General features: G+C 61.9%; 23 protein-coding genes and 2 tRNA genes. 10 read left to right on the top strand and 15 right to left on the bottom strand.

Annotated elements, in window-relative coordinates:
- Window positions 1-2 precede the first annotated feature (2 nt).
- Together ACTYOL_RS17940 and ACTYOL_RS17935 are read right to left on the bottom strand one after the other, a co-directional pair.
- Window positions 3-1160: an efflux RND transporter periplasmic adaptor subunit gene (locus tag ACTYOL_RS17940; protein WP_332261733.1), complete on the bottom strand. Its 1158-nt coding sequence runs from the start codon at window positions 1158-1160 to the stop codon at window positions 3-5.
- 36 nt (window positions 1161-1196) lie between these two features.
- Window positions 1197-1439, bottom strand: coding sequence for a hypothetical protein (locus ACTYOL_RS17935; RefSeq protein ID WP_197891163.1), 243 nt, complete (start codon window positions 1437-1439; stop codon window positions 1197-1199).
- Window positions 1440-1626: 187 nt separating this feature from the next.
- Here ACTYOL_RS17935 and ACTYOL_RS17930 point away from each other — a divergent pair, with 187 nt between their 5' ends.
- Both ACTYOL_RS17930 and ACTYOL_RS17925 read left to right on the top strand, forming a co-directional pair.
- Window positions 1627-2547: a LysR family transcriptional regulator gene (locus ACTYOL_RS17930; RefSeq protein ID WP_054892115.1), complete on the top strand. Its 921-nt coding sequence runs from the start codon at window positions 1627-1629 to the stop codon at window positions 2545-2547.
- Between the two features lie 91 nt (window positions 2548-2638).
- A complete protein-coding gene (locus ACTYOL_RS17925; protein WP_125929493.1) occupies window positions 2639-2989 on the top strand; it encodes a hypothetical protein in 351 nt (116 codons plus the stop codon).
- A gap of 1 nt (window position 2990) precedes the next feature.
- On the opposite strand, the gene ACTYOL_RS17920 is transcribed toward ACTYOL_RS17925, so the two are convergent.
- Window positions 2991-3689, bottom strand: coding sequence for a YoaK family protein (locus tag ACTYOL_RS17920; protein ID WP_444756847.1), 699 nt, complete (start codon window positions 3687-3689; stop codon window positions 2991-2993).
- Window positions 3690-3707: 18 nt separating this feature from the next.
- Entirely contained in the window at window positions 3708-4781 is a 1074-nt protein-coding gene (locus ACTYOL_RS17915) for a helix-turn-helix domain-containing protein (protein WP_153774868.1), read from the bottom strand.
- Window positions 4782-4931: 150 nt separating this feature from the next.
- On the opposite strand from ACTYOL_RS17915, the gene ACTYOL_RS17910 reads away from it, so the two are divergent.
- A complete protein-coding gene (locus ACTYOL_RS17910) occupies window positions 4932-7025 on the top strand; it encodes a TonB-dependent siderophore receptor (RefSeq protein ID WP_444756846.1) in 2094 nt (697 codons plus the stop codon).
- Window positions 7026-7064: 39 nt separating this feature from the next.
- Here ACTYOL_RS17910 and ACTYOL_RS17905 read toward each other — a convergent pair whose 3' ends face one another.
- Entirely contained in the window at window positions 7065-7436 is a 372-nt protein-coding gene (locus tag ACTYOL_RS17905) for a GFA family protein (protein ID WP_153774867.1), read from the bottom strand.
- 83 nt (window positions 7437-7519) lie between these two features.
- On the opposite strand from ACTYOL_RS17905, the gene ACTYOL_RS17900 reads away from it, so the two are divergent.
- Window positions 7520-8341: a class I SAM-dependent methyltransferase gene (locus tag ACTYOL_RS17900; RefSeq protein ID WP_151926195.1), complete on the top strand. Its 822-nt coding sequence runs from the start codon at window positions 7520-7522 to the stop codon at window positions 8339-8341.
- Here the strand turns inward: ACTYOL_RS17900 and ACTYOL_RS17895 are convergent, their stop codons facing one another.
- From ACTYOL_RS17895 to ACTYOL_RS17880, 4 genes are all read right to left on the bottom strand, one after another.
- Window positions 8342-9109, bottom strand: a complete 768-nt coding sequence (locus tag ACTYOL_RS17895; RefSeq protein WP_444756845.1) for an SDR family oxidoreductase — start codon at window positions 9107-9109, stop codon at window positions 8342-8344.
- A 24-nt stretch (window positions 9110-9133) separates the two neighbouring features.
- Entirely contained in the window at window positions 9134-10201 is a 1068-nt protein-coding gene (locus ACTYOL_RS17890; protein ID WP_197891167.1) for a phosphotransferase family protein, read from the bottom strand.
- 201 nt (window positions 10202-10402) lie between these two features.
- Entirely contained in the window at window positions 10403-10720 is a 318-nt protein-coding gene (locus tag ACTYOL_RS17885; protein ID WP_027920549.1) for an SCP2 sterol-binding domain-containing protein, read from the bottom strand.
- Window positions 10721-10773: 53 nt separating this feature from the next.
- Window positions 10774-11487, bottom strand: coding sequence for a histidine phosphatase family protein (locus tag ACTYOL_RS17880; protein ID WP_444756844.1), 714 nt, complete (start codon window positions 11485-11487; stop codon window positions 10774-10776).
- A 199-nt stretch (window positions 11488-11686) separates the two neighbouring features.
- Here ACTYOL_RS17880 and sohB point away from each other — a divergent pair, with 199 nt between their 5' ends.
- Together sohB and ACTYOL_RS17870 are read left to right on the top strand one after the other, a co-directional pair.
- Window positions 11687-12712: a protease SohB gene (gene sohB, locus ACTYOL_RS17875; RefSeq protein ID WP_151926198.1), complete on the top strand. Its 1026-nt coding sequence runs from the start codon at window positions 11687-11689 to the stop codon at window positions 12710-12712.
- Between the two features lie 145 nt (window positions 12713-12857).
- Window positions 12858-12931: transfer RNA gene (locus ACTYOL_RS17870), tRNA-Cys, on the top strand.
- Window positions 12932-13729: 798 nt separating this feature from the next.
- On the opposite strand, the gene ACTYOL_RS17865 is transcribed toward ACTYOL_RS17870, so the two are convergent.
- Window positions 13730-14512: an EAL domain-containing protein gene (locus tag ACTYOL_RS17865; RefSeq protein ID WP_153774863.1), complete on the bottom strand. Its 783-nt coding sequence runs from the start codon at window positions 14510-14512 to the stop codon at window positions 13730-13732.
- A 324-nt stretch (window positions 14513-14836) separates the two neighbouring features.
- Here ACTYOL_RS17865 and ACTYOL_RS17860 point away from each other — a divergent pair, with 324 nt between their 5' ends.
- Window positions 14837-15130: a hypothetical protein gene (locus ACTYOL_RS17860; protein ID WP_153774862.1), complete on the top strand. Its 294-nt coding sequence runs from the start codon at window positions 14837-14839 to the stop codon at window positions 15128-15130.
- Window positions 15131-15361: 231 nt separating this feature from the next.
- A complete protein-coding gene (locus ACTYOL_RS17855) occupies window positions 15362-16231 on the top strand; it encodes an AraC family transcriptional regulator (RefSeq protein WP_065862473.1) in 870 nt (289 codons plus the stop codon).
- A gap of 7 nt (window positions 16232-16238) precedes the next feature.
- Here ACTYOL_RS17855 and ACTYOL_RS17850 read toward each other — a convergent pair whose 3' ends face one another.
- Window positions 16239-16418, bottom strand: a complete 180-nt coding sequence (locus ACTYOL_RS17850) for a DUF2388 domain-containing protein (RefSeq protein WP_153774861.1) — start codon at window positions 16416-16418, stop codon at window positions 16239-16241.
- A 74-nt stretch (window positions 16419-16492) separates the two neighbouring features.
- On the bottom strand, window positions 16493-17167 hold the full coding sequence (locus tag ACTYOL_RS17845) for a polysaccharide lyase family 7 protein (protein ID WP_151926200.1): 675 nt from the start codon (window positions 17165-17167) through the stop codon (window positions 16493-16495).
- Between ACTYOL_RS17845 and ACTYOL_RS17840 the strand changes: the two genes are divergently transcribed.
- Together ACTYOL_RS17840 and ACTYOL_RS17835 are read left to right on the top strand one after the other, a co-directional pair.
- The gene (locus tag ACTYOL_RS17840) at window positions 17154-17291 is read left to right on the top strand and encodes a hypothetical protein (RefSeq protein ID WP_153774860.1); all 138 of its coding nucleotides are present in this window, start codon (window positions 17154-17156) and stop codon (window positions 17289-17291) included. The two genes, ACTYOL_RS17845 and ACTYOL_RS17840, sit on opposite strands and share 14 nt — an antisense overlap.
- 112 nt (window positions 17292-17403) lie before the next feature.
- Window positions 17404-17598, top strand: coding sequence for a hypothetical protein (locus ACTYOL_RS17835; protein ID WP_054892098.1), 195 nt, complete (start codon window positions 17404-17406; stop codon window positions 17596-17598).
- Window position 17599: 1 nt separating this feature from the next.
- Here the strand turns inward: ACTYOL_RS17835 and ACTYOL_RS17830 are convergent, their stop codons facing one another.
- From ACTYOL_RS17830 to ACTYOL_RS17820, 3 genes are all read right to left on the bottom strand, one after another.
- Entirely contained in the window at window positions 17600-18013 is a 414-nt protein-coding gene (locus tag ACTYOL_RS17830) for a DoxX family protein (RefSeq protein ID WP_054892097.1), read from the bottom strand.
- Window positions 18014-18117: 104 nt separating this feature from the next.
- A tRNA-Leu gene (locus ACTYOL_RS17825) sits at window positions 18118-18202 on the bottom strand.
- Between the two features lie 106 nt (window positions 18203-18308).
- Window positions 18309-18521, bottom strand: coding sequence for a hypothetical protein (locus ACTYOL_RS17820; RefSeq protein WP_197891244.1), 213 nt, complete (start codon window positions 18519-18521; stop codon window positions 18309-18311).
- Window positions 18522-18617 lie beyond the last annotated feature (96 nt).

The following is an 18617-nucleotide window of genomic DNA, read 5'->3' as shown; positions in this document are numbered from 1 at the left end:
GGCTATTGCTTGTCGTGTTGCGCGGCACTGGAAACCTGAAGTTCGCGGGTGTCGCCGGAGAGTGCGTGGGGGGTGACCGGGCTGCCGCTGGCATGCACGTTCTGCAGGCCCGAGACGATGATGCGGTCGTCTGCGACCAGCCCCGAGCGGATGACGCGCTGGCGCTCGATGCGCTGAGCGGTTTCGACGTAACGGCGTTCGGCCTTGTTGTCGCTGCCAAGCACGTAGACGTACTGCTTGTCCTGGTCGGTGAGGATCGCCCGGTCTGGCACCAGGGTGGCCAGCGCCGGTTCGCCCACGGCCAGCTGGACCTTCGCGTACAGCCCGGCGGTGAGCAGGCGGTCGGGGTTGCGCACGGTCGCGCGGGCGCGCAGCGTGCCGGTACTGGCGTTCACCTGGTTGTCGATGAAGCTCAGCTCGCCGCTGTAGGGATAGTCCTCGTCGCTGGCAAGGCCGATACGGACCTCGGTGCTGGCGGCCTGCTTGAGGGCTTTCTGGTATTTCAGGAAGCTGTGTTCGTCGGGGTCGAAGTAAACGTGCACCGGGTCCTGGGAAACCACGGAGGTGAGCACGGACTGGTCGGCGACGGCAAGGTTGCCGAGCGTCAGTTGAGCACGGCTCGTACGCCCGTCGATGGGCGCGCGCACTTCGGTGAACTCAAGGTTCAGCGCCGCCGTGGCGACGGCGGATTCGGCGGCGCGAACCTCGGCCTGGCTCTGCTCGCGGGCCGAGCGCTTCTGTTCGGCTTCTTCACGGGAAACGGCGCTGCTCTTGAGCAGTTGCTGGGCGCGCAGGTCTTGCTGGCTGGCGAACGCCAGCGACGCCCGGGCCCGTTCCAGTTGGGCGCGGGCGCTGTCGAGCGCGTTGCGGTAGGGGCGTTGGTCAATGACGAACAGCAGGTCGCCTTTTCTGACTTCGGCGCCTTCGCGGTAGGCCACCCGGGTGATGTAGCCGCCGACGCGGGGCAGGATCGCTACCGTCTCGGTGGCGCTGACCCGGCCATTGAACGTGTCCCAGGTCTTGACCCTTTGCTGGGTGACCGGGATCACTTCGACATCGGGGGCACTGGCGCTGGCGGCCTGGCTGGATTCTGGGTTGCAGCCACTGACCAGCAAGGCCGTGGCGATCATTCCGGTAACGGCGACTAATCGGGCGCGCACAGGATCATCCTTAACGAGGGGATTGATGGGCGGGACTCAGCACGCAGGCGCTGTGCGTGGTTGGCTATCGTCGGCGGCAGGCTGCTTTTGCCTGGCCTGCTGCTCGGCGGCCTGCAGTGCCTCCTGCTGCTTGTGTCTTTCAATGTCCTTGGTTTGCTCGGCAAAGGTGGCGCGCAAGCGTTCATGGAAGCGTTCGAGGGCTTCGCCACCGTCGGAGGCTTGGGCGAAGAAGGGCAGGGCAGAGGCCAGCAGGACAAGGACCTTGAAACTGTTTTTCATGGCGTTCTCTCAAATGACGCGCACAGCGAGGCGCTAGATAGGATTCGGTAGGTGGAGTGGCAGGCGGTCGATGAGGGCGTTTATCAGGGCCGGTCAATCATCTGCCACGCAGACGAGCGCACTTTAAGAGAAGGTGTTTCACGGATAAACTAGCTGAATTCGTTTTATTCTTACGGGATCTCGGACAATGGCATTCGATCGACTGGAAGCGATGCGCGCCTTTTGCCGCATCGTCGAAGTGGGCAGTTTCAGCCGCGCGGCAGAGTCGCTGAACCTCGCCAAGACCACGGTTTCAGGCCAGGTCCAGGCGCTGGAGAACCTGCTGGGCATCAAGCTGTTGCACCGCACCACGCGCAAGGTCTCGACCACCACCGAAGGCGCGGCCTACTACCAGCGTGCACGGGTCATCCTCGAGGATGTGAACGAGCTGGAGGCCTCGGCATCGCAGAGCTGTGGCGCAGTACGTGGGCGGGTCAAGGTCGAGATGCCGTCGCCGGTGGGGATCTTGCTGGTGGTGCCGGCATTGCCGGATTTCGCCGCCAGGTTTCCAGATATCGTGCTGGATGTGCGTTGCAGTGAACGCGTGGTGGATTTGGTGCAGGAGGGCGTGGATTGTGCGATCCGTGGCGGGCACGTGGCAGACCAGGACCTGGTCTGCCGGCCAATCGGGGTGATGCGGTTCTGCTTCTGCGCCGCGCCGTCCTACCTTGCCTCGGCACCGCCGCTCCAGGTACCGGCTGATCTGCCACGCCATCGCCATCTGGGCTTCAAGTTCCCGGCGACCGATCGCCGCTACATCCCCACCCTGACTCGCGGCGACGAGCATTTCACCCTCGACCATCCACCGGCCATGTACTTCAACAGCGGCAGCGCCACGGCCGCTGCCGTGGTCGCCGGGTTGGGCGTGGCCTTCCTGCCCAGGGCCGAGGCTGAGGTGCACATCCGCAGCGGGCAATTGGTCGAGGTGCTGAGCGATTGGCAGATGGGCACCATGCCGATGTCGTTCGTCTACCCGCCGACCCGGGCGTTGTCGGCGAGGGTCCGGGCGTTCGCCGACTGGGTGACGGCGCTGATGGCAGAGGATCCGGTGTGGGCACCGGTCAGGTAGCGCCGGGTTGAATGCCGCTGCGCTGCACGAGCATTCACGCGCGATCACCGCCAGTGCTACAGTCGCTTCTTTTTTGCCCCGAGGATGGAACATGCGAGCACTACTGCCGATGACTGCAGCCCTGATGTTGATTGGCTGCGCTTCGTCGACCATGGAGGCCGCGCGCAACGGCCAGCCCAGCGCGCGCCTCGACTCGCAGAAAGCGCCGGAGTTGGTGGCCCAGTGCATCCAGTTCAGCTGGCAGGAAGAATCGCGCTTCGGCGTTGACGCCAGTGGTTACCTGGAAACGCGCAAGGGCGGTGGCTTGACGGTGTACACCCGCGAGGCGGAATCCTTCGTTGACGTCTACCCGCAGGCTGGCGGGACCCGGGTCGATTACTACGCCCGCAAGAACGACATGGTTGCGCTGCAGCGCAAGGCTGCTGCGGCAACCTGCCTGTGAGTCAGCGAGGCATGTAGCGCAGTTGCCAGCGCCGGGGAATCTTCCACGAGACCACGGCGAGCAGCAGGGCGGTCAGCGCGCTGGCCAGCAGTGCCGCTCGCTCGAAGCGTTGCTCCAGCAGCACACCCAGCACTGCGCCGATGAACATGCCGCTCCAGGGCACCAGTTGTACGCGCCACCCCAGCCGTTGTTGGCCCAACAGGGTGCGGCCCAGCCCGCGGCCGAACCGCGACAGCGCGCCGGTGACGTAGGTCAGGCCGATCGGCAGGCCGTTCACTTCCTCGACCACCGCATTGATCATGCCCATCGCGGTCACCGCCGCCAGTAGCGCGAGCAGTTGCATGGGCACTGGCAGCATGCCGGCGACCGCCAGCAGCAGGGCGATCACACCCAGCAACGGCCAGTGGCGTCGGCCGCTTCTGGCGGCAACGATCACCCCCAGTGCGTTGCCCAGCACGAACGCCGCGATCACCAGCGCCAGGCGCAGCACCGGCCCCAGCTCGGCGCTGCCCAGCGAGACCGCCAGGCGCGTGGTGTTGCCGCTCATGAACGAAACGAAATCGCCCGTGGCCATGAAGCCGATGGCATCGGTCATGCCGGCGAGTACCGACAAGGCGGCAACGAAATACAGCCCCACCGTGCCGCGGCGCTGTACCCGCTGTTGACGCTGGCTGTCGAGTGACGCACTTCCCGGTAGCATCGCAGCTCTCCCCCTGAATCAGCCCAGCCGTGCCTCGAGCCTGGCGATATGTGCTTGCAGCCGTTCATGTTCTTCGCGTTCGGCGGTGATGTTCGCGAATACGCTGATCAGGTGCTCGGGTTGGCCGTCGGCCTGGCGTTGCAACGAAGTACGCGCGCGGACCCACAGGTAGTGGCCGTTTTTGTGGCGTACGCGCTTTTCCACTTCGTAGCGGTCGATCTCGCCGTCAAGCAGGCGCTGCAGCAAGTGCAGGTTGTGCGGCAGGTCGTCGGGATGGGTCAATTGCTGGAAGGTGGTGCCGTAGAGCTCGTCTTCGCGGTAGCCCAGCAGTTCGCAGAAGCTGCCGTTGACCCGCTGCCAGCTGCCGTCGGGATCGATGTAGGCCAGCGCGCCCCAGGCGAACTCGAAGATGGTGCGAAAGCGCGCCTCGCTCTGGCGCAATTCTTCTTCGGCGACTTTGCGTTCGGTGGTGTCCATGCTGATGCCGACCATCTTCACCGCGCGCCCGGCGCTGTCGGCCAGCACGGTGGCGCGCGAGGCGATCCAGCATTGGCTGGCGTCGGGGCGGGTGATGCGAAAATCGCATTCGCAACCGGTGCCGTCGGCGACGGCCTGAGCGTACATGGCCTGCATCGGCGGAATGTCGTCCGGGTGGATATGTGCCCAGAACTCTTCGTTGCGCTGCACGGGCCAGCCATACACCGCCTCGACGTTGGGCGAGTAGGTGACTTCATCGGTGACCAGGTTCCACTCCCAGGTGACGATGCGTGCGCCTTCCTGGGCCAGTTTCATGCGGGTTTCACTTTCCATGATCTCGGCGGTGTAGCGGCGCCGCACGTCGGTCATCGGCAGCTCCACCACCTCGGCCTGCTGCACGCTCTGCAAGGCTTCTTCACCGTAGCGCAGCCAGATCCAGTTGACCTTGAGAAAGGCGGCGAGCTTGCGCAGGTTGTCGTAGTCGATTTCGCCACCGCGAGTCCACTTGTGCACCGCAGTGCGTGAAATGCCCAGGGCGGTGCCCACGGCTTGCAGGGTCAGCTTGTGGTGTTCGAGCAATTCCTTGAGGCGAAAGGCAAAGCTGTTTTCAACCATGGGGCGGTTCCTGGAAGCGGGCCGGAAACGCGAGTATACCCGAGCCGTAAACTTCAGGTTGACGGGCAAATGCGGTTTTTTCTCATCCGGGTACTCCTCGCATCGTTCATAAATTGTTATGTTATTACATGAAATTTAGGAGCGTCGTTGATGAAAGTTTCCCCCGCCCGGTTCTACCTGGGTTTTTCCCTGTCTGTGTTCGGCCTGCCTGGCAATGCAGCCGAACCTGTAATACTCGAGGCCTTGACCGTCAGCGACAGTCATCTGCAGGAGCGCGCCGACGGCCCGGTGCAGGGCTATCGCGCCACCCGCTCGAGCACCGCGACGCGCACCGATACCGATGTGCGCGACACGCCGCAGAGCATCGCCGTGGTGCCCAGCCAGGTGCTTGAAGACCTCAACAGCACGCGCATCGACCGTGCCCTGGACTTTGCCGGTGGCGTCACCCGGCAGAACAACTTCGGTGGCTTGACCTTCCTCAACTACAGCGTGCGCGGCTTTACCACCGGCGAGCTGTACAAGAACGGCTTTGCCATCAACCGCGGTAGCTACAGTGCACCTGACACCTCGACCATCGAGCGCATCGAGGTGCTCAAGGGCCCGGCCGCCAGCCTGTACGGGCGCGGCGATCCGGGTGGCCTGGTCAATATCGTCAGCAAGCGTCCGCAGGAGGAGGCGTTCACGCGCCTGAAGGCCAGCGCCGGCACCTGGGATCGCTACCGCGGCAGCCTCGACGTCAACACGCCGCTGGACGAGGAGGGGCGCCTGCTGTCGCGCGTCAATCTGGCAGTGGAAGATAACGGCAGCTTTCGCGATCACGTCGACAGCCGCCGACAGATCGTCAGCCCGTCGCTGAGCTGGCAACTCGACCCTGATACACGGTTGTTGCTGGATGCCGAATTCTCGCGCACCGAATCGGTGTTCGACCGGGGTATTCCGGCGGTCAACAACCAGTTGGGATCCGTGAAGCGCTCGACCTTTCTCGGCGAGCCCAACGACGGCCACATTCGCAACGACAACCAGACCCTGGACCTGGCCCTGGAACGCTACCTGAACGACAACTGGAAACTGCGCCTGGCCAACCACTACACCCAGGGCCACCTGCGCGGCAACAGTTCGGAGCCGTCGCGGGTGGTCGGCCAGGCGATCAGCCGTTTCTACCGCGAACGCAATTTCGAGTGGAACGACAACATTACCCAGGCCGAACTGCACGGGCAGTTCGATTTCCTCGGCTGGCAGCATCAGAGCCTGATCGGCCTGGAGTACGAGAACTACCGCAACAGCCAGAAATACCCACAGAGCGCTACGTCGCTCGGCTATGGGCTGGATATCTACCAGCCGGTCTACGGCCAGCCCAAGCCGCCGCTGATCAACCCCAATGACTTCTTCGAACGCACCGAAAGCCAGGCGCTCAACCTGCAAGACCAGATCATCTTCGACGAGCGCTGGCGTGGCCTGCTCGGCGTGCGCCTGGAACGGGTCGAGCAGACGGCGCTGAACCGTGCCACCGGGGTAAGCAACAGCCAGGTCAAGGAAGTCGCTACGCCGCGAGTGGGGCTGTTGTATCAATGGACGCCGGAAGTGGGGGTGTTCGCCAATGCTTCCACCTCGTTCAAGCCCAACGCCATCGGCACCCAAGGCCAGGTGTACAAGCCGGAGAAGGGGCTGGGCTACGAGACGGGTCTGAAGCTCGACCTGTTCGACAGCCGGCTCGGTGCGACTGTGGCGTTGTTCAGCATCGACAAGGAAAACGTCGTCACCACCGATGCCTTTGGTGAAAGCATCGCCGCGGGCAAGGCGCACAGCCAGGGGCTGGACGTGCAGTTCAGCGGTCAGCTCACCGAGGCCGTGCGGGTAATCGGTGCCTATGCCTATATCGATGCCGAGGTCACCAAGGGCGATGCCGCACTGCCCAAGGGCAGCGACCTGCTGGGCATTCCTCGGCACAGCGGCAGCCTGATGGTGGTGCACGAGTTCCAGAACGGCTGGCTGCGTGGCTCGGATGTCGGCGCCTCGGCCAACTACGTGGGTGAGCGCTCCGGGCAGGCGGGCGGCGACCTGCGCCTGCCGGCGTACAGCACGCTGGACTTGCTGGCGCACTACAAGGCCAGCGAGCAGTTGAGTTTCGGGGTGAACCTGAACAACGTCTTCGACCGCAAGTACTACGAGCGCGGCTATAACGCGGCGTGGAACATGCCGGGCGAGCCGCGCAACCTGAGTGTGAGCATGAGTCTGTCGCTGTAACCTGAGGGACCGCAAAGCGGTCCCGAACCAAGCCCCTCATCAACCCCGCTGCATCCACCCCGGGCAGCGGTCCTCGAACGAGTGCCCGGTCGGCACCAGGTGCTCGTCGTCGATCTCATCGAAACACCCCAGCAGCAACGCCACCGTTGGTGCATCGTCGATTGCTCCTATCGAACTGCCGCAGCTTCGGCAAAATGCCCGGCTGGAATAATCCGAGGAGCGCCAGGTGTCAGGCGCACCGCCGACACCTACCCAGCGCACTTGCGCACGATCGAACTCCACCCAGCTCGCCACCAGTGCTCCGGTGTGCTGCTGGCACCAGCGGCACGAGCAGTGGTGGGGATTGCCCGCTGGCCCATCGGCCTCGAAGCGGATCGCACCGCACAGGCAGCCGCCCTTGTAGGTCTTCATGCTGGCGTTCTCTCCTTGAAGGCTGGTTGTCGGCCTGCCCCCTGGCCGGTTAACGTGGCGGTTTTTCGCACAGGGAAGTGTCCATGAATCCGTCACTGGAACTCAACCGCGCCAATTGGGACGAGCGGGCGCCATTGCACGCCGCCTCGCCGGGCTATGAAGTCGAATGCTTCGTGCAGTCTGCCACGCATCTTTCGGAAGTCGTGCGCTTCGACCTGCCGCGCCTGGGCAATATACAGGGCCTCAAGACCCTGCACCTGCAATGCCACATCGGCACCGACACCTTGTCGCTTGCGCGGCTGGGCGCGCAGGTCAGCGGGCTGGACTTTTCGCCCGCATCGCTGGCGCAGGCGCGGTTGCTGGCAGAGCGCTGTGGCACCGATATCGACTATGTCGAGGCGGATGTCTACCGTGCCAGCGACGTGCTGCCCAAGGCGAGCTATGACTTGATCTACACCGGGATCGGCGCATTGTGCTGGCTGCCGGACATCCAGCGCTGGGCGCAGAATGTCGCGGCATTGCTCAAGCCGGGCGGACGGCTGTTCCTGCGTGAGGGGCACCCGATGTTGTGGACGCTCGACGAAACCCACGCCGATCGCCTGCAGGTCGACTTTCCGTACTTCGAGCATGAGGCGCCGCTCATCTTCCACAGCGACCAGACCTACGTCGAAAGCGAACATCGCCTGGCGCAGACCGAGACCCATTCCTGGAACCGCGGCCTTGGCGAAATCATCACGGCGCTGCTTGAACAAGGCATGCAATTGACCGCCCTGGTCGAGCACCCGAGCATCCCGTGGGAGGCGTTGCCTGGGCAGATGCTCAAGGGCGCCGACGGCGAGTGGCGCCTGGCCGAGCGGCCCGAGCGCCTGCCGTTGAGCTACACGCTGCAGGCGCGCAAGGGCTGATCAGGAAAGGAAACCGCCGTCGACGTTGAGTGCGTTACCGGTGGTATAGCTCGACGCGTCGCTGGCCAGGTACAGCACCGCGCCGGCCATCTCGCTCGGGTCGGCCACGCGCTTGAGCGGAATCTGCTGCAGGGCGGCGTTGAGGATGGCGTCGTTCTTCACCAGTGCCGAGGCGAACTTGGTGTCGGTCAGGCCCGGCAGCAGGGCGTTGCAGCGGATGCCGAACTGCGCGCACTCCTTGGCGAATACCTTGGTCATGTTGATCACCGCAGCCTTGGTCACCGAGTAGATGCCCTGGAACAAGCCCGGTGTCACGCCGTTGATCGACGCTACGTTGATGATGCTGCCACCGCCGTGCTCGCGCATCAGCTTGCCGGCTTCCACCGACATGAAGAAGTAGCCGCGGATGTTCACGTCGACGGTCTTCTGGAAGGCGCTGACGTCGGTGTCGAGTACGTTGCAGAACTGCGGGTTGGTGGCGGCATTGTTGACCAGGATATCCAGGCGTCCGAACTGCTCGCGGATGCCGGCGAACACTTGCTGGATCTGGTCCAGCTCACCGATATGGCAGGCCACCGGCGTAGCCTTGCCGCCGGCTGCGATGATTGCGTCGGCGACCTGCTGGCAGCCGTCGAGCTTGCGGCTGGAGACGATCACATGGGCCCCTTGTTGAGCCAGCAAATGGGCGATGGCTTCGCCGATGCCGCGGCTGGCGCCGGAAACGAAGGCGATCTTGCCGTCAAGGTCGAACAGTTGGGTCTTGGACATGCTGGTTTTCCTTGTTGTCGCCGGTTACAGGGTGGATTTGCCGATCAGTTGCAGGCTCATCTGCTCCAGCAGCCGGTTCATGTGGATGAACTGGGCGAAGCGTTTGTCCTGGGTCTGGCCGTGGAAGAAGCGGTAGTAGATCTGCTGGACGATCCCGGCCAGGCGGAACAGGCCGTAGCAGTAATAGAAGTCGAAGTTGTCGATGCGAATGCCGGCGCGCTCGGCGTAATAGTCGACGAACTGGCGGCGGGTCAGCATGCCGGGGGCGTTGCTCGGCTGGCGGCGCATCAGTTGCACCGGTGCCGGGTCGTTGGCCTCGATCCAGTAGGCCAGGCTGTTGCCCAGGTCCATCAGCGGGTCACCGATGGTCGCCATCTCCCAGTCCAGTACGCCGATGATGCGCATGGGGTTGTTGGCATCGAGGATGACGTTGTCGAAGCGGTAGTCGTTGTGCACGATGCCAGGGCGCGCGTGGTCGGCGGGCATCTTCTCGCGCAGCCAGGCGATCACCTCTTCCCAGCGCGGCGCATCCGGGGTCAGGGCTTTTTCGTAGCGGCTCGACCAACCTTCGATCTGACGCTGCACATAGCCTTCGGGCTTGCCCAGGTCGGCCAGGCCGCAGGCGTTGTAGTCGACCTGGTGCAGTTCCACCAGACGGTCGATGAAGCTCTTGCACAGCGCCTCGGTGCGGCTGGCGTCGAGGTTCAGTTCAGGGGGCAGGTCCGAGCGCAGGATGACACCCTCGACCCGCTCCATCACGTAGAACTCGCCGCCGATCAGCGATTCGTCGGTGCAGTGCACATAGGCCTTGGGGCAGAACGGGAAGCCGTCGTTGAGCTGGTTGAGGATGCGAAACTCGCGGCCCATGTCATGGGCCGACTTGGCCTTGTGTCCGAAGGGCGGACGACGCAGCACGAACTCGCGCTCGGGGTAGGCGACCAGGTACGTGAGGTTGGAGGCGCCGCCGGGGAACTGGCTGATGCTCGGGGTGCCTGCGAGGCCCGGGATATGCGCCTTGAGGTAAGGATCGATGATGGCTGCATCGAGTTCTTCGCCGGGGCGGACCTGGGTGGACTGGTCGGTGAGCGTCATGCGTATTCCTTATTCTCGGTCGCAAGGATCATTGGCTAATCTAATGGCCAACCTGGGTTGGGACAAGCGTGCCAAACGTCATATCGACGCGGGTGTTGCTGCGCGATCACTGCCCCTGATGAATGGTGCATGCAGGCTGCGGGCAAAAAAAAACCGAAGCCGGTCAGGCCTCGGTTTTCTTCAAGCGCGTGTTCGCATCACTCAGGAGGGGAACAGCTCGCTCAGCTTCATCGACAGCATCATGTCGCCTTCGACGCGCAGCTTGCCGCCCATGAAGGCCTGCATGCCATCGGTCTCGCCACTGACGATGCCTTTGAGGGTTTCGCTGTCCAGAACCAGGGTGCAGTTGGCGTCAGGGTTCTCGCCTTCCTGGATCTCGCAGGTGCCGTCCTTGACGAGCAGGGCGTAGTGCTTGTCTTCGTCGGTGATGTTGAAGCCGAACACCAGGTCCAGGCCGGCGGCGGCGGCAGGGTTGAACTTGGCTTTCATCGCTTCGACTGCTTTAGCTACGTCGCTCATGGTGTATTCCTTGTTGGGTGAAAGTCGCGTGCACGGGGCACAACAGGCCGGGCTCATCGATAGGTGAGAAGCTCCGGCATCCGCAACAGCTGCACGTGGGCCTGGCTGTTGAAGGAGGTCAATGCCACATCGCGGCCACGGAACTTCAGGTGGCTGAGCGACGTGTTGATGATCTGCCAGTTCAGCGCGAACGCCTGGGCTGGGGTGATTCCGGTGACCAGGTGGAGCAGGGCGGCGATGCTGCCACCGGAGGTGAAGATGGCAATGTTGTCACGGCTTGAGGCTTGTGCCAGGACGCGTTGCAGGCCGGCACCAACGCGCGCTGTGAACGCGGTCCAGGTCTCCAGGCCATCGTGAGCCTCGTGCTCGCCGTCATGCCAGCGCTGCACCATCAGCGCGAACAGACGCTGGAACTCGCTGCGATTCTGCGCAGCATTGCGCAGCACGTGCACCGCCTCGGGCTCGTCTGGCAGCAGGGCAGGGAGCAGGGCGCGGATCACGCCGTCGGCATCGAACTCATTGAAGGCTGCGTCGGTCTCTATGGCCGGGATCGCGCAGCCGGTAGCGGCCATTGCGTCGAGCGTCAGCCGCGCGGTGTCCTGCTGGCGCCGCAGGTCGCCGGCCACGCAGCGATCCAGGTGCAGGTCCAGTTGAGCCAGGTGCTCACCCAACGCCTGACTCTGGCGCACACCCAGCGGCGACAGGACATCGTAGTCGTCGGCGCCGAAGGAGGCTTGGCCATGTCGGATCAGGTAGATGTTGCCCACTGGAATGTCCGGCCGGGATGGAGGTTGCTGCGAGGTTAGGATGCGCCAGAGAGGCTGTCAATGAAAAAACATACAAGCGTTTGAAAAGGTTGTTTGAACTGTGTTGCCAGCATTTTCCCATGCTGGCGGCAGCCTAGGCGCACCGGTATGCTTGCATCAGTTTCGCGTCGTGCAGGCGCAGGTTCATTAAGGAGTCAATGTGGAGTTTCTTGCCGAATACGCAAGCTTTCTCGCCAAAACCGCCACTGTGGTGATCGCCATCCTGGTCATCCTTTCGGGTATCGCCAACCTGCGTGGCAAGGGTCGACGCAAGCCCGGCGGGCAATTGCAGGTCACTCGCCTCAACACCTTCTACAAGGAGCTGCGCGAGCGCCTGGAAGCTGGCCTGCTCGACAAGGCCGAGCTCAAGGCCCTGCGCAAGCAGCAGGCCAAGACGGAAAAACAGAAGAAGAAAGGCAAGGCCAAGCCCGAGGAAAAGGGCCGGGTCTTCGTGCTGGATTTCGACGGCGACATCAAGGCCTCCGCCACCGAGAGCCTGCGCAACGAAATCACTGCGCTGCTCACCCTCGCCACCCCACGTGACGAAGTGGTGCTGCGCCTCGAGAGCGGTGGCGGGCTGGTGCACAGCTACGGCCTGGCTGCCTCGCAGCTGGCGCGTATCCGCCAGGCCGGCATTCCGCTGACCGTGTGCATCGACAAGGTCGCGGCCAGCGGCGGCTACATGATGGCCTGTATCGGCGAGAAGATCGTCAGTGCGCCGTTCGCCGTACTTGGCTCGATCGGCGTCGTCGCGCAGCTGCCCAACGTCAATCGCTTGCTGAAAAAGCACGACGTCGACTTCGAGGTCTTCACGGCCGGCGAATACAAGCGCACCGTCACCGTGTTTGGCGAGAACACCGAGAAGGGCCGGGAGAAATTCCAGGAAGACCTGGATATCACTCACCAGCTGTTCAAGGACTTCGTCGCCCGCTACCGCCCACAGCTGCACATCGACGAAGTCGCCACCGGCGAAGTGTGGCTGGGTGTTGCCGCACTCAACCGCAAGCTGGTCGACGAGCTGCGCACCAGTGACGAATACCTCAGCGACCGCGCCCACGACGCCAACCTGTTCCACGTCCGCTACGCCGAGCGTAAATCCCTGCAGGAGCGCATCGGCGTGGCCGCCAGCGGTGCCGTGGAGAACACCTTGGTAGGGCTTTGGAGCAGGCTTGGCCGCTTGCGCTAACACCTTGAACCCCTTGAAGATTTTTTTCTTCAGGGGGGTTGCAAGGTGAGGGGAATGCCGACATAATGGCGTCCATCGAAACGCAGCTCACTTGAAAAAGCTGAGCGGTTTCAAGGAGATAGCGAAAGCTGACTCCGAACTTTGAGGCCGAGTAGCAAAGTGGTTATGCTCCGGATTGCAAATCCGTCTACGCCGGTTCGATTCCGACCTCGGCCTCCACCATTCGAAAGCCCCGCAGATTAACGTCTGCGGGGTTTTTCTTTATGGGTCCGAAAAGCCAAGAGTTCCGAAACAAAAGGCATGGAGCATGCGCTACACCGGACCCGCAACAGAAGGCCATATCGCGGCAGTTGAAAAAGGTTGTGAGGGAGGGAGATTGCGTCAGACCATGACTGCGGCCATGGCATGGGGGCGGCAGCGCGCCCTGGACTGGATCACCGAGAGCTTTCCGCCTGCGCCTACCGGCCTTGAAGTTAAACCCTCTGGACGCAGGCCTTCACGTACTTCCAGATAAGGATGCTGGAAAACGGAACGCTCTTGAAAAGACATCAGTCGTATCTCCATCGGAGGCGCATTTGAGGCGCACAATTGGAGAAAATGATGAGCCTTCAGTCCATAAGCCATAACCTGTACGAGCACACCTACCTTGGGTACCAGGCATCTATCTACGTGCTGTGGGAGGCTAGCCTTGATTTTCCCACCGGGATGCTGGTTGAAGTAGGGAGACCAGGCGCTACGGCGCGCACCATGCGTGTGAATCGACCATTCTCCTCCCCGTTTGAAGCAGTTATCGAAGGAAAGGTAATGGTCGAACAGTACGTGCAGAGTCAGAACGGCTGAGCATGATTGACACGCACAGCTTTCAGGCTGCTGCTTTCGGCCGAGCCGCATTCAGGTGAAGGCCGTTAGCTGTCGCATCCCGCTCTCTCAGGTCCGCTAGATGGCATTACCAACCGTCGAGCCTCGAAGGCTCGGGGTTGGGCTGCGCTGAATGCCTTCTGCTACAAGCAGGTCAAACTAAGAAAGTCGTTCGACCAATGGCAATGCATTTACCTGTGGTCGAGCGAACAGAAATCCTTGCATCAAATCAATCCCCAATGCTGCCAATGCTTGGCACTCTGCATCTGTCTCAATCCCCTCGGCGATCAGTGTAATGCCTAGCCGTTCGGCTACCAGAACGATACCCGCGACGATGGCTTGCCGAACCGGATCCTGGCTGATTCTCCGCGTGAGTGCCATATCCAGCTTCAGTACGTCTGGCTGAAATTCTGCGAGGAGGTTCAAGCCTGAGTAACCCGAGCCGAAATCATCTATCGCAGTGGTGAAGCCCTGTCGGCCGTATTCCTTGAAGATTGCTTTCAAGTGCTCGGTATCGTCGATCCGCTCACCCTCGGTCACTTCGAACATGAGCTGATTGGCAGGGAAGTCGAATGTCCGGGTGGCTTCCAGGGTAGCTCGGATACAGGTACTGGCACGGTAGACGGCGTTGGGCAGAAAGTTGATGCTCAATTTACAGTCCGCATGCCGTCCCAGTCCTAGTGCTGCCGCTTGCTCGATGGCCTTCACTCGACAGGCCTGATCGAAACGGTACAGATTATCGGGCGACACCTTGGCCAGGATTTGCGCAGCGCTTTCACCGCTTGGACCGCGAACCAATGCTTCATAGCCATACGGCCTACCTGAAGGAACGTGAATGATGGGCTGGAAGGCCATCGTAATGTCGAAACCCAGGCTCGCAAGGTCGCGACATTGGGAGCAGCCAATCGCTAGAAAGGGCTGGGGGAAGACGGGCTTGCTCATGGGTTATCGCCGAGGTGCGTGAGTACGACTGTTGAGAACGCTTGAATCCACAACAAGTTCCAATTTGTACCCACTCGCCTTGGCTCAGGGGCAGTCTGCCGTGAGCTGGCGTTAGGGCGAACTGTGTTCTAACGGCGTCGACCTTCGGGAGTTTATTTGTGGGCTAGAAACCTGTTTCTTGTACATGGTCTTCGCTGGCGTACAAGATTCAGGGCCGCCTGTCAGACTGCGACGGATTTTGACGCCAATTTTATGAATGTCGCCGGAGGCAGCGCTAATGTGGGTACGTCACTTACATTAACGCGTATGTCGAAGGAGGCCGGCATGATTATCAGAGGAGAGGTGTTTTGGGGCTGGGCCGACCCGACCCTGCATCACCGCGATCACGTAGAGGCGCTGGATGACGGAACCGTGATCGATGTTCAGGCGAGGCTGTCTCGAATAGGGGGCACGCAGCTTTTCATCGGCGTTTACTCGTCTTCAGGCGCCAGGCTTCTTGAAGAGGCCTACGATGAACGTCCTGGAGAGTCGATGACCCGCGCTCTTGCATGGGGTGTGGGACGCGCCAGGAGGATTGCGATGGAGGGTGTGCCCAGGAAGATTGCAGCCAGGGCATGACCCTTGAGGTTAACCACGAAGCCCAGCTCCGCGCTGGGCTTTTTGCATCTGGCGACACTACGCCCCCACAGTGCTCTCTCAAAGGGGGATACATGAAATACTGCTCGCATTGCTAGCCATGCCCGGCGTGGTTGGGTGCTCACCGCCGGATGCATTGAGCAAACCCGGCTAGGTACGCTTTCCGAGCATCGACGATCCTTGCCTCACCGCAACCACTGGGCCTTGCCACCGATGTCCTGCACACCTCCCAACGCGATCTACGCCAAGCGCTTCGAAGCGGTGCTCACCCATATCCAGGCCAATCTCGAGGGTGACCTGTCGGTGAACACCCTGAGCGAGATCGCGAACTTCTCGACCTTTCACTTCCATCGGCAGTTCACTGCGTATGTCGGCGTGCCCGTCGCGCGATACGTGCAGCTGATGCGACTGCGTCGGGCTGGTCAACGACTGGCGGGGGATGACAGCCATTCGGTACTGGACGCTGCGTTGGACGCCGGCTTCGAAAGCCCCGAGGCGTTCAGTCGTGCTTTTCGCCGGGCCTTTGGCATGTCGCCGAGCACCTTTCGCCAGGCGCCGAGCTGGCAGCTGTGGAATGCGGTATTTGCCATTCCTCATTTTTCCAGGAGTATCGTCATGCAAGTCAGGATCGTGGACTTTGTCGAGGTCAAGGTTGTAGCGCTGGAGCACCATGGTGCACCGGCATTGTTGGACCAGACCGTCGGGCGCTTCATCGATTGGCGCAAGCGCACGGGCCAGTCGCCGGTGGAGAGCAGTCGCACATTCGGCATCCCTTACGGCAACCCCGACACCACACCAGCGCAGGATTTTCGCTTTGCCATCTGTGGCGAGATCAATCAGCCGCTGGTGCCTGATGACGAAGCGGTGCGAGAGCTCATCATCCCTGCCGGGCGTTGTGCGGTGGTGCGTCATGTCGGCTCGCCGCATGCCATTGGCGAGACGATCTATCCGGTCTATCGCGACTGGTTGCCGGGCAGTGGTGAGGAACTGCGCGACCATCCGCTGTACTTCGAATACTTGAGCGTGTATCCGCAGACGCCGCTCGAGCAATGGCAGACGGATATCTACATCCCCCTGCGTTGAGCGCTGATCAATAGGTGGCGGTGATCGCCAGCGCCAGTTGTCGGTCGCTCATGAAGGGGGGTGTGGCGCTGGCGCGGTATTCATGGCATGCCTGTTCGAAGCGAGCTCCGCGAATGGCGCCGTCGGAGCCGATGAAGGCGAGTGCGTCGACGCAGAAAAAGAAAAACCCGCCATTGGGCGGGTTCAAGAACGTATCGAAGCCTGGTCACTATGCCCCTGTGAATGTCAGCATTTCGTGAAAGGCATGTCGACAGACTGTTTCTAGATGTGGCTGAGTTCGAGTCGGCTGATCACGCACACCGAGCCGTCTTCGGCGGCGGTGGAGTCGCTGTAGTCCACCTGGTTATACACGCCGCCATGGAAATTGAAGGCGCGGACGTTCCAGCTCTGGGCCATCTGCAGGACGCCAGTGCTGCCCGTACGGCCGTTGCAGGTGGCGCTGACCGTTGCCGCACCGGCGCTGGTGACTTCGATGCTGATCTCGAACGGGGTGTTCAGCGGCACGTCGGTCAGTACGTTGCTACTCAGCGGCGTGAGCTGGTTGAAGTCCTGGCGAAACCCCAGGGTGATCTTGCCCTTGTTCCAGAACACCTTGATCACGGGGCTGTCGTCGTCCTTGACGTGCATCTGCGAAATCACCACTTTTTGCGCCGAATTGACCTTTTCCAGGGTCATGCGCTGATGATTGCTGTGGCGGGTAGCGCTGGTCAGGGACCAATAGCGTGCTTCCTTCCACTCGCAGCGGGTGCGGTGGGTGCTCTTGCTCGAAGCGCCGCGGGTCGGAGCGCTCATGCGGATCGAGCCGTCGCTGAGGCGGGCGATTACCTGGGTGAGGGTGGCCAGGGCCTGGGCCCCGGTCAGTTCCAGCGCCACCGGATTGCTGGGTGACTTGGGTACGGGCGTGGTGATGATGAGGTTTTCCATGTTCACGGCCATTGCTGTTCTCCTTGCAAAAAAGACAGGTCCTACACCTAGTGCGAACCTGGAGGAGCGGCGCAAGTTTCAGCTGATCCATGAGCGGCAAAAAAAGCCCGCCATGGCGGCGGGCAAGACGTTCTGAAGGGAGCAGCGCCAGATTACGGCTTGCGCAGTTAAGCGAGCGTTAACCCGGTTCAATGATTGACCGCGACTTCCGATAAGCCTATACAGGCCCCCCAACACGGAGCTGCGCGATGCACGAAGAAGACGATCTCCCCGAACCTGAGCACGATCACTTGCTCGATCACGAATTTCTCTACGAGGACTTCGACCCTGAGGCCGATGCCCAGGGCGCCGAGGATGAGATCGAGGAAGACGAGGCGCTACAGGATGATCTCGACGATGACGAGCAAGACCATCCCGCCTGGCATGACCACCCTGACGACTGAGTCAGCGCCGGTCCAGCGAGAAGCGTCCGGCGCCTGTCACAGCCAATAGCAGCAGCCCGCCGATGATGCTCATGTTCTTGAAGAACTGGGTCATGTTGGCTGCGCGCGCAGGCTCGACCATGTTCCAGAACGGGTGGCCAATCAGCGCCGTGCCGAGCACGAACAGGGCGAACAGCAAAGCCAGTGGTCGGGTGTAGAAACCGAGTATCAGGAGGATGGCTACGAAGAACTCCATGATCACTGCGACCGCCGCCGCGACCGTCGGGGCTGGGGCGCCCAGGGATCCGAGATAGCCCACGGTGCCTTCGAAGCCGGTGAGTTTGCTCCAGCCAGAGAGGACGAAGAGGATCATCAAGAGGATGCGCGCCAGAAGGATGATGGCATCGCGTTGACCGTCGAAGAGGGTGTAGCGCATGTCTGTGCTCCGGTGGACAGTGTAAGCATCCACTCTAGCAGGTGCGCAAGCCTTTGCTGCACGAACGAAAAAGGCGCCTGTTCAGGCGCCTTTGACGAGGAATATGGTGCGAGTGGTGGGACTCGAACCCACAAGGCTTGCGCCGACAGATTTTAAGTCTGCTGTGTATACCAATTCCACCACACTCGCACACTTGACCGGGTCACCGGGACCGGCACGCTTCAATGCTGAAGGGCCATACAATCAAGCGCGCTTTATAACCCATCGTTATAGGTGAGTCAACCGCGCTGCGGGTTCAGGGCCGGATCAGCTGGGCGATTTCGCGCATGTCTTCAGCGCTGTGGCGAAGGTCCTGCACCTGTTCGCCCATGGCGGTGGCATCGTCCTGATGCACCGAGTGTCGCAGAAAACGGGTATGGCCATCGAGTGCCTGGCACAGGTGGTCGATCTGCCGGGCGGTGTGGCGCAGGTCGTCCTGCAGGCCCAGCAGACGGAAATTGATGGCCATATAGGTTCCATGACGGGTGAGGGGCTGGGGTACTATAGGGTAATCCCCGGCTTGCTGTCATTGCGCCATATATCGGACACTGATGCCGTGCACTAA

It is taken from the genome of Pseudomonas sp. A014 (assembly GCF_052378495.1).
GTDB lineage: Bacteria > Pseudomonadota > Gammaproteobacteria > Pseudomonadales > Pseudomonadaceae > Aquipseudomonas > Aquipseudomonas machongensis.
Note: the sequence above shows the minus strand (reverse complement) of the source record. Positions and strands in the feature narration are given on the sequence as shown.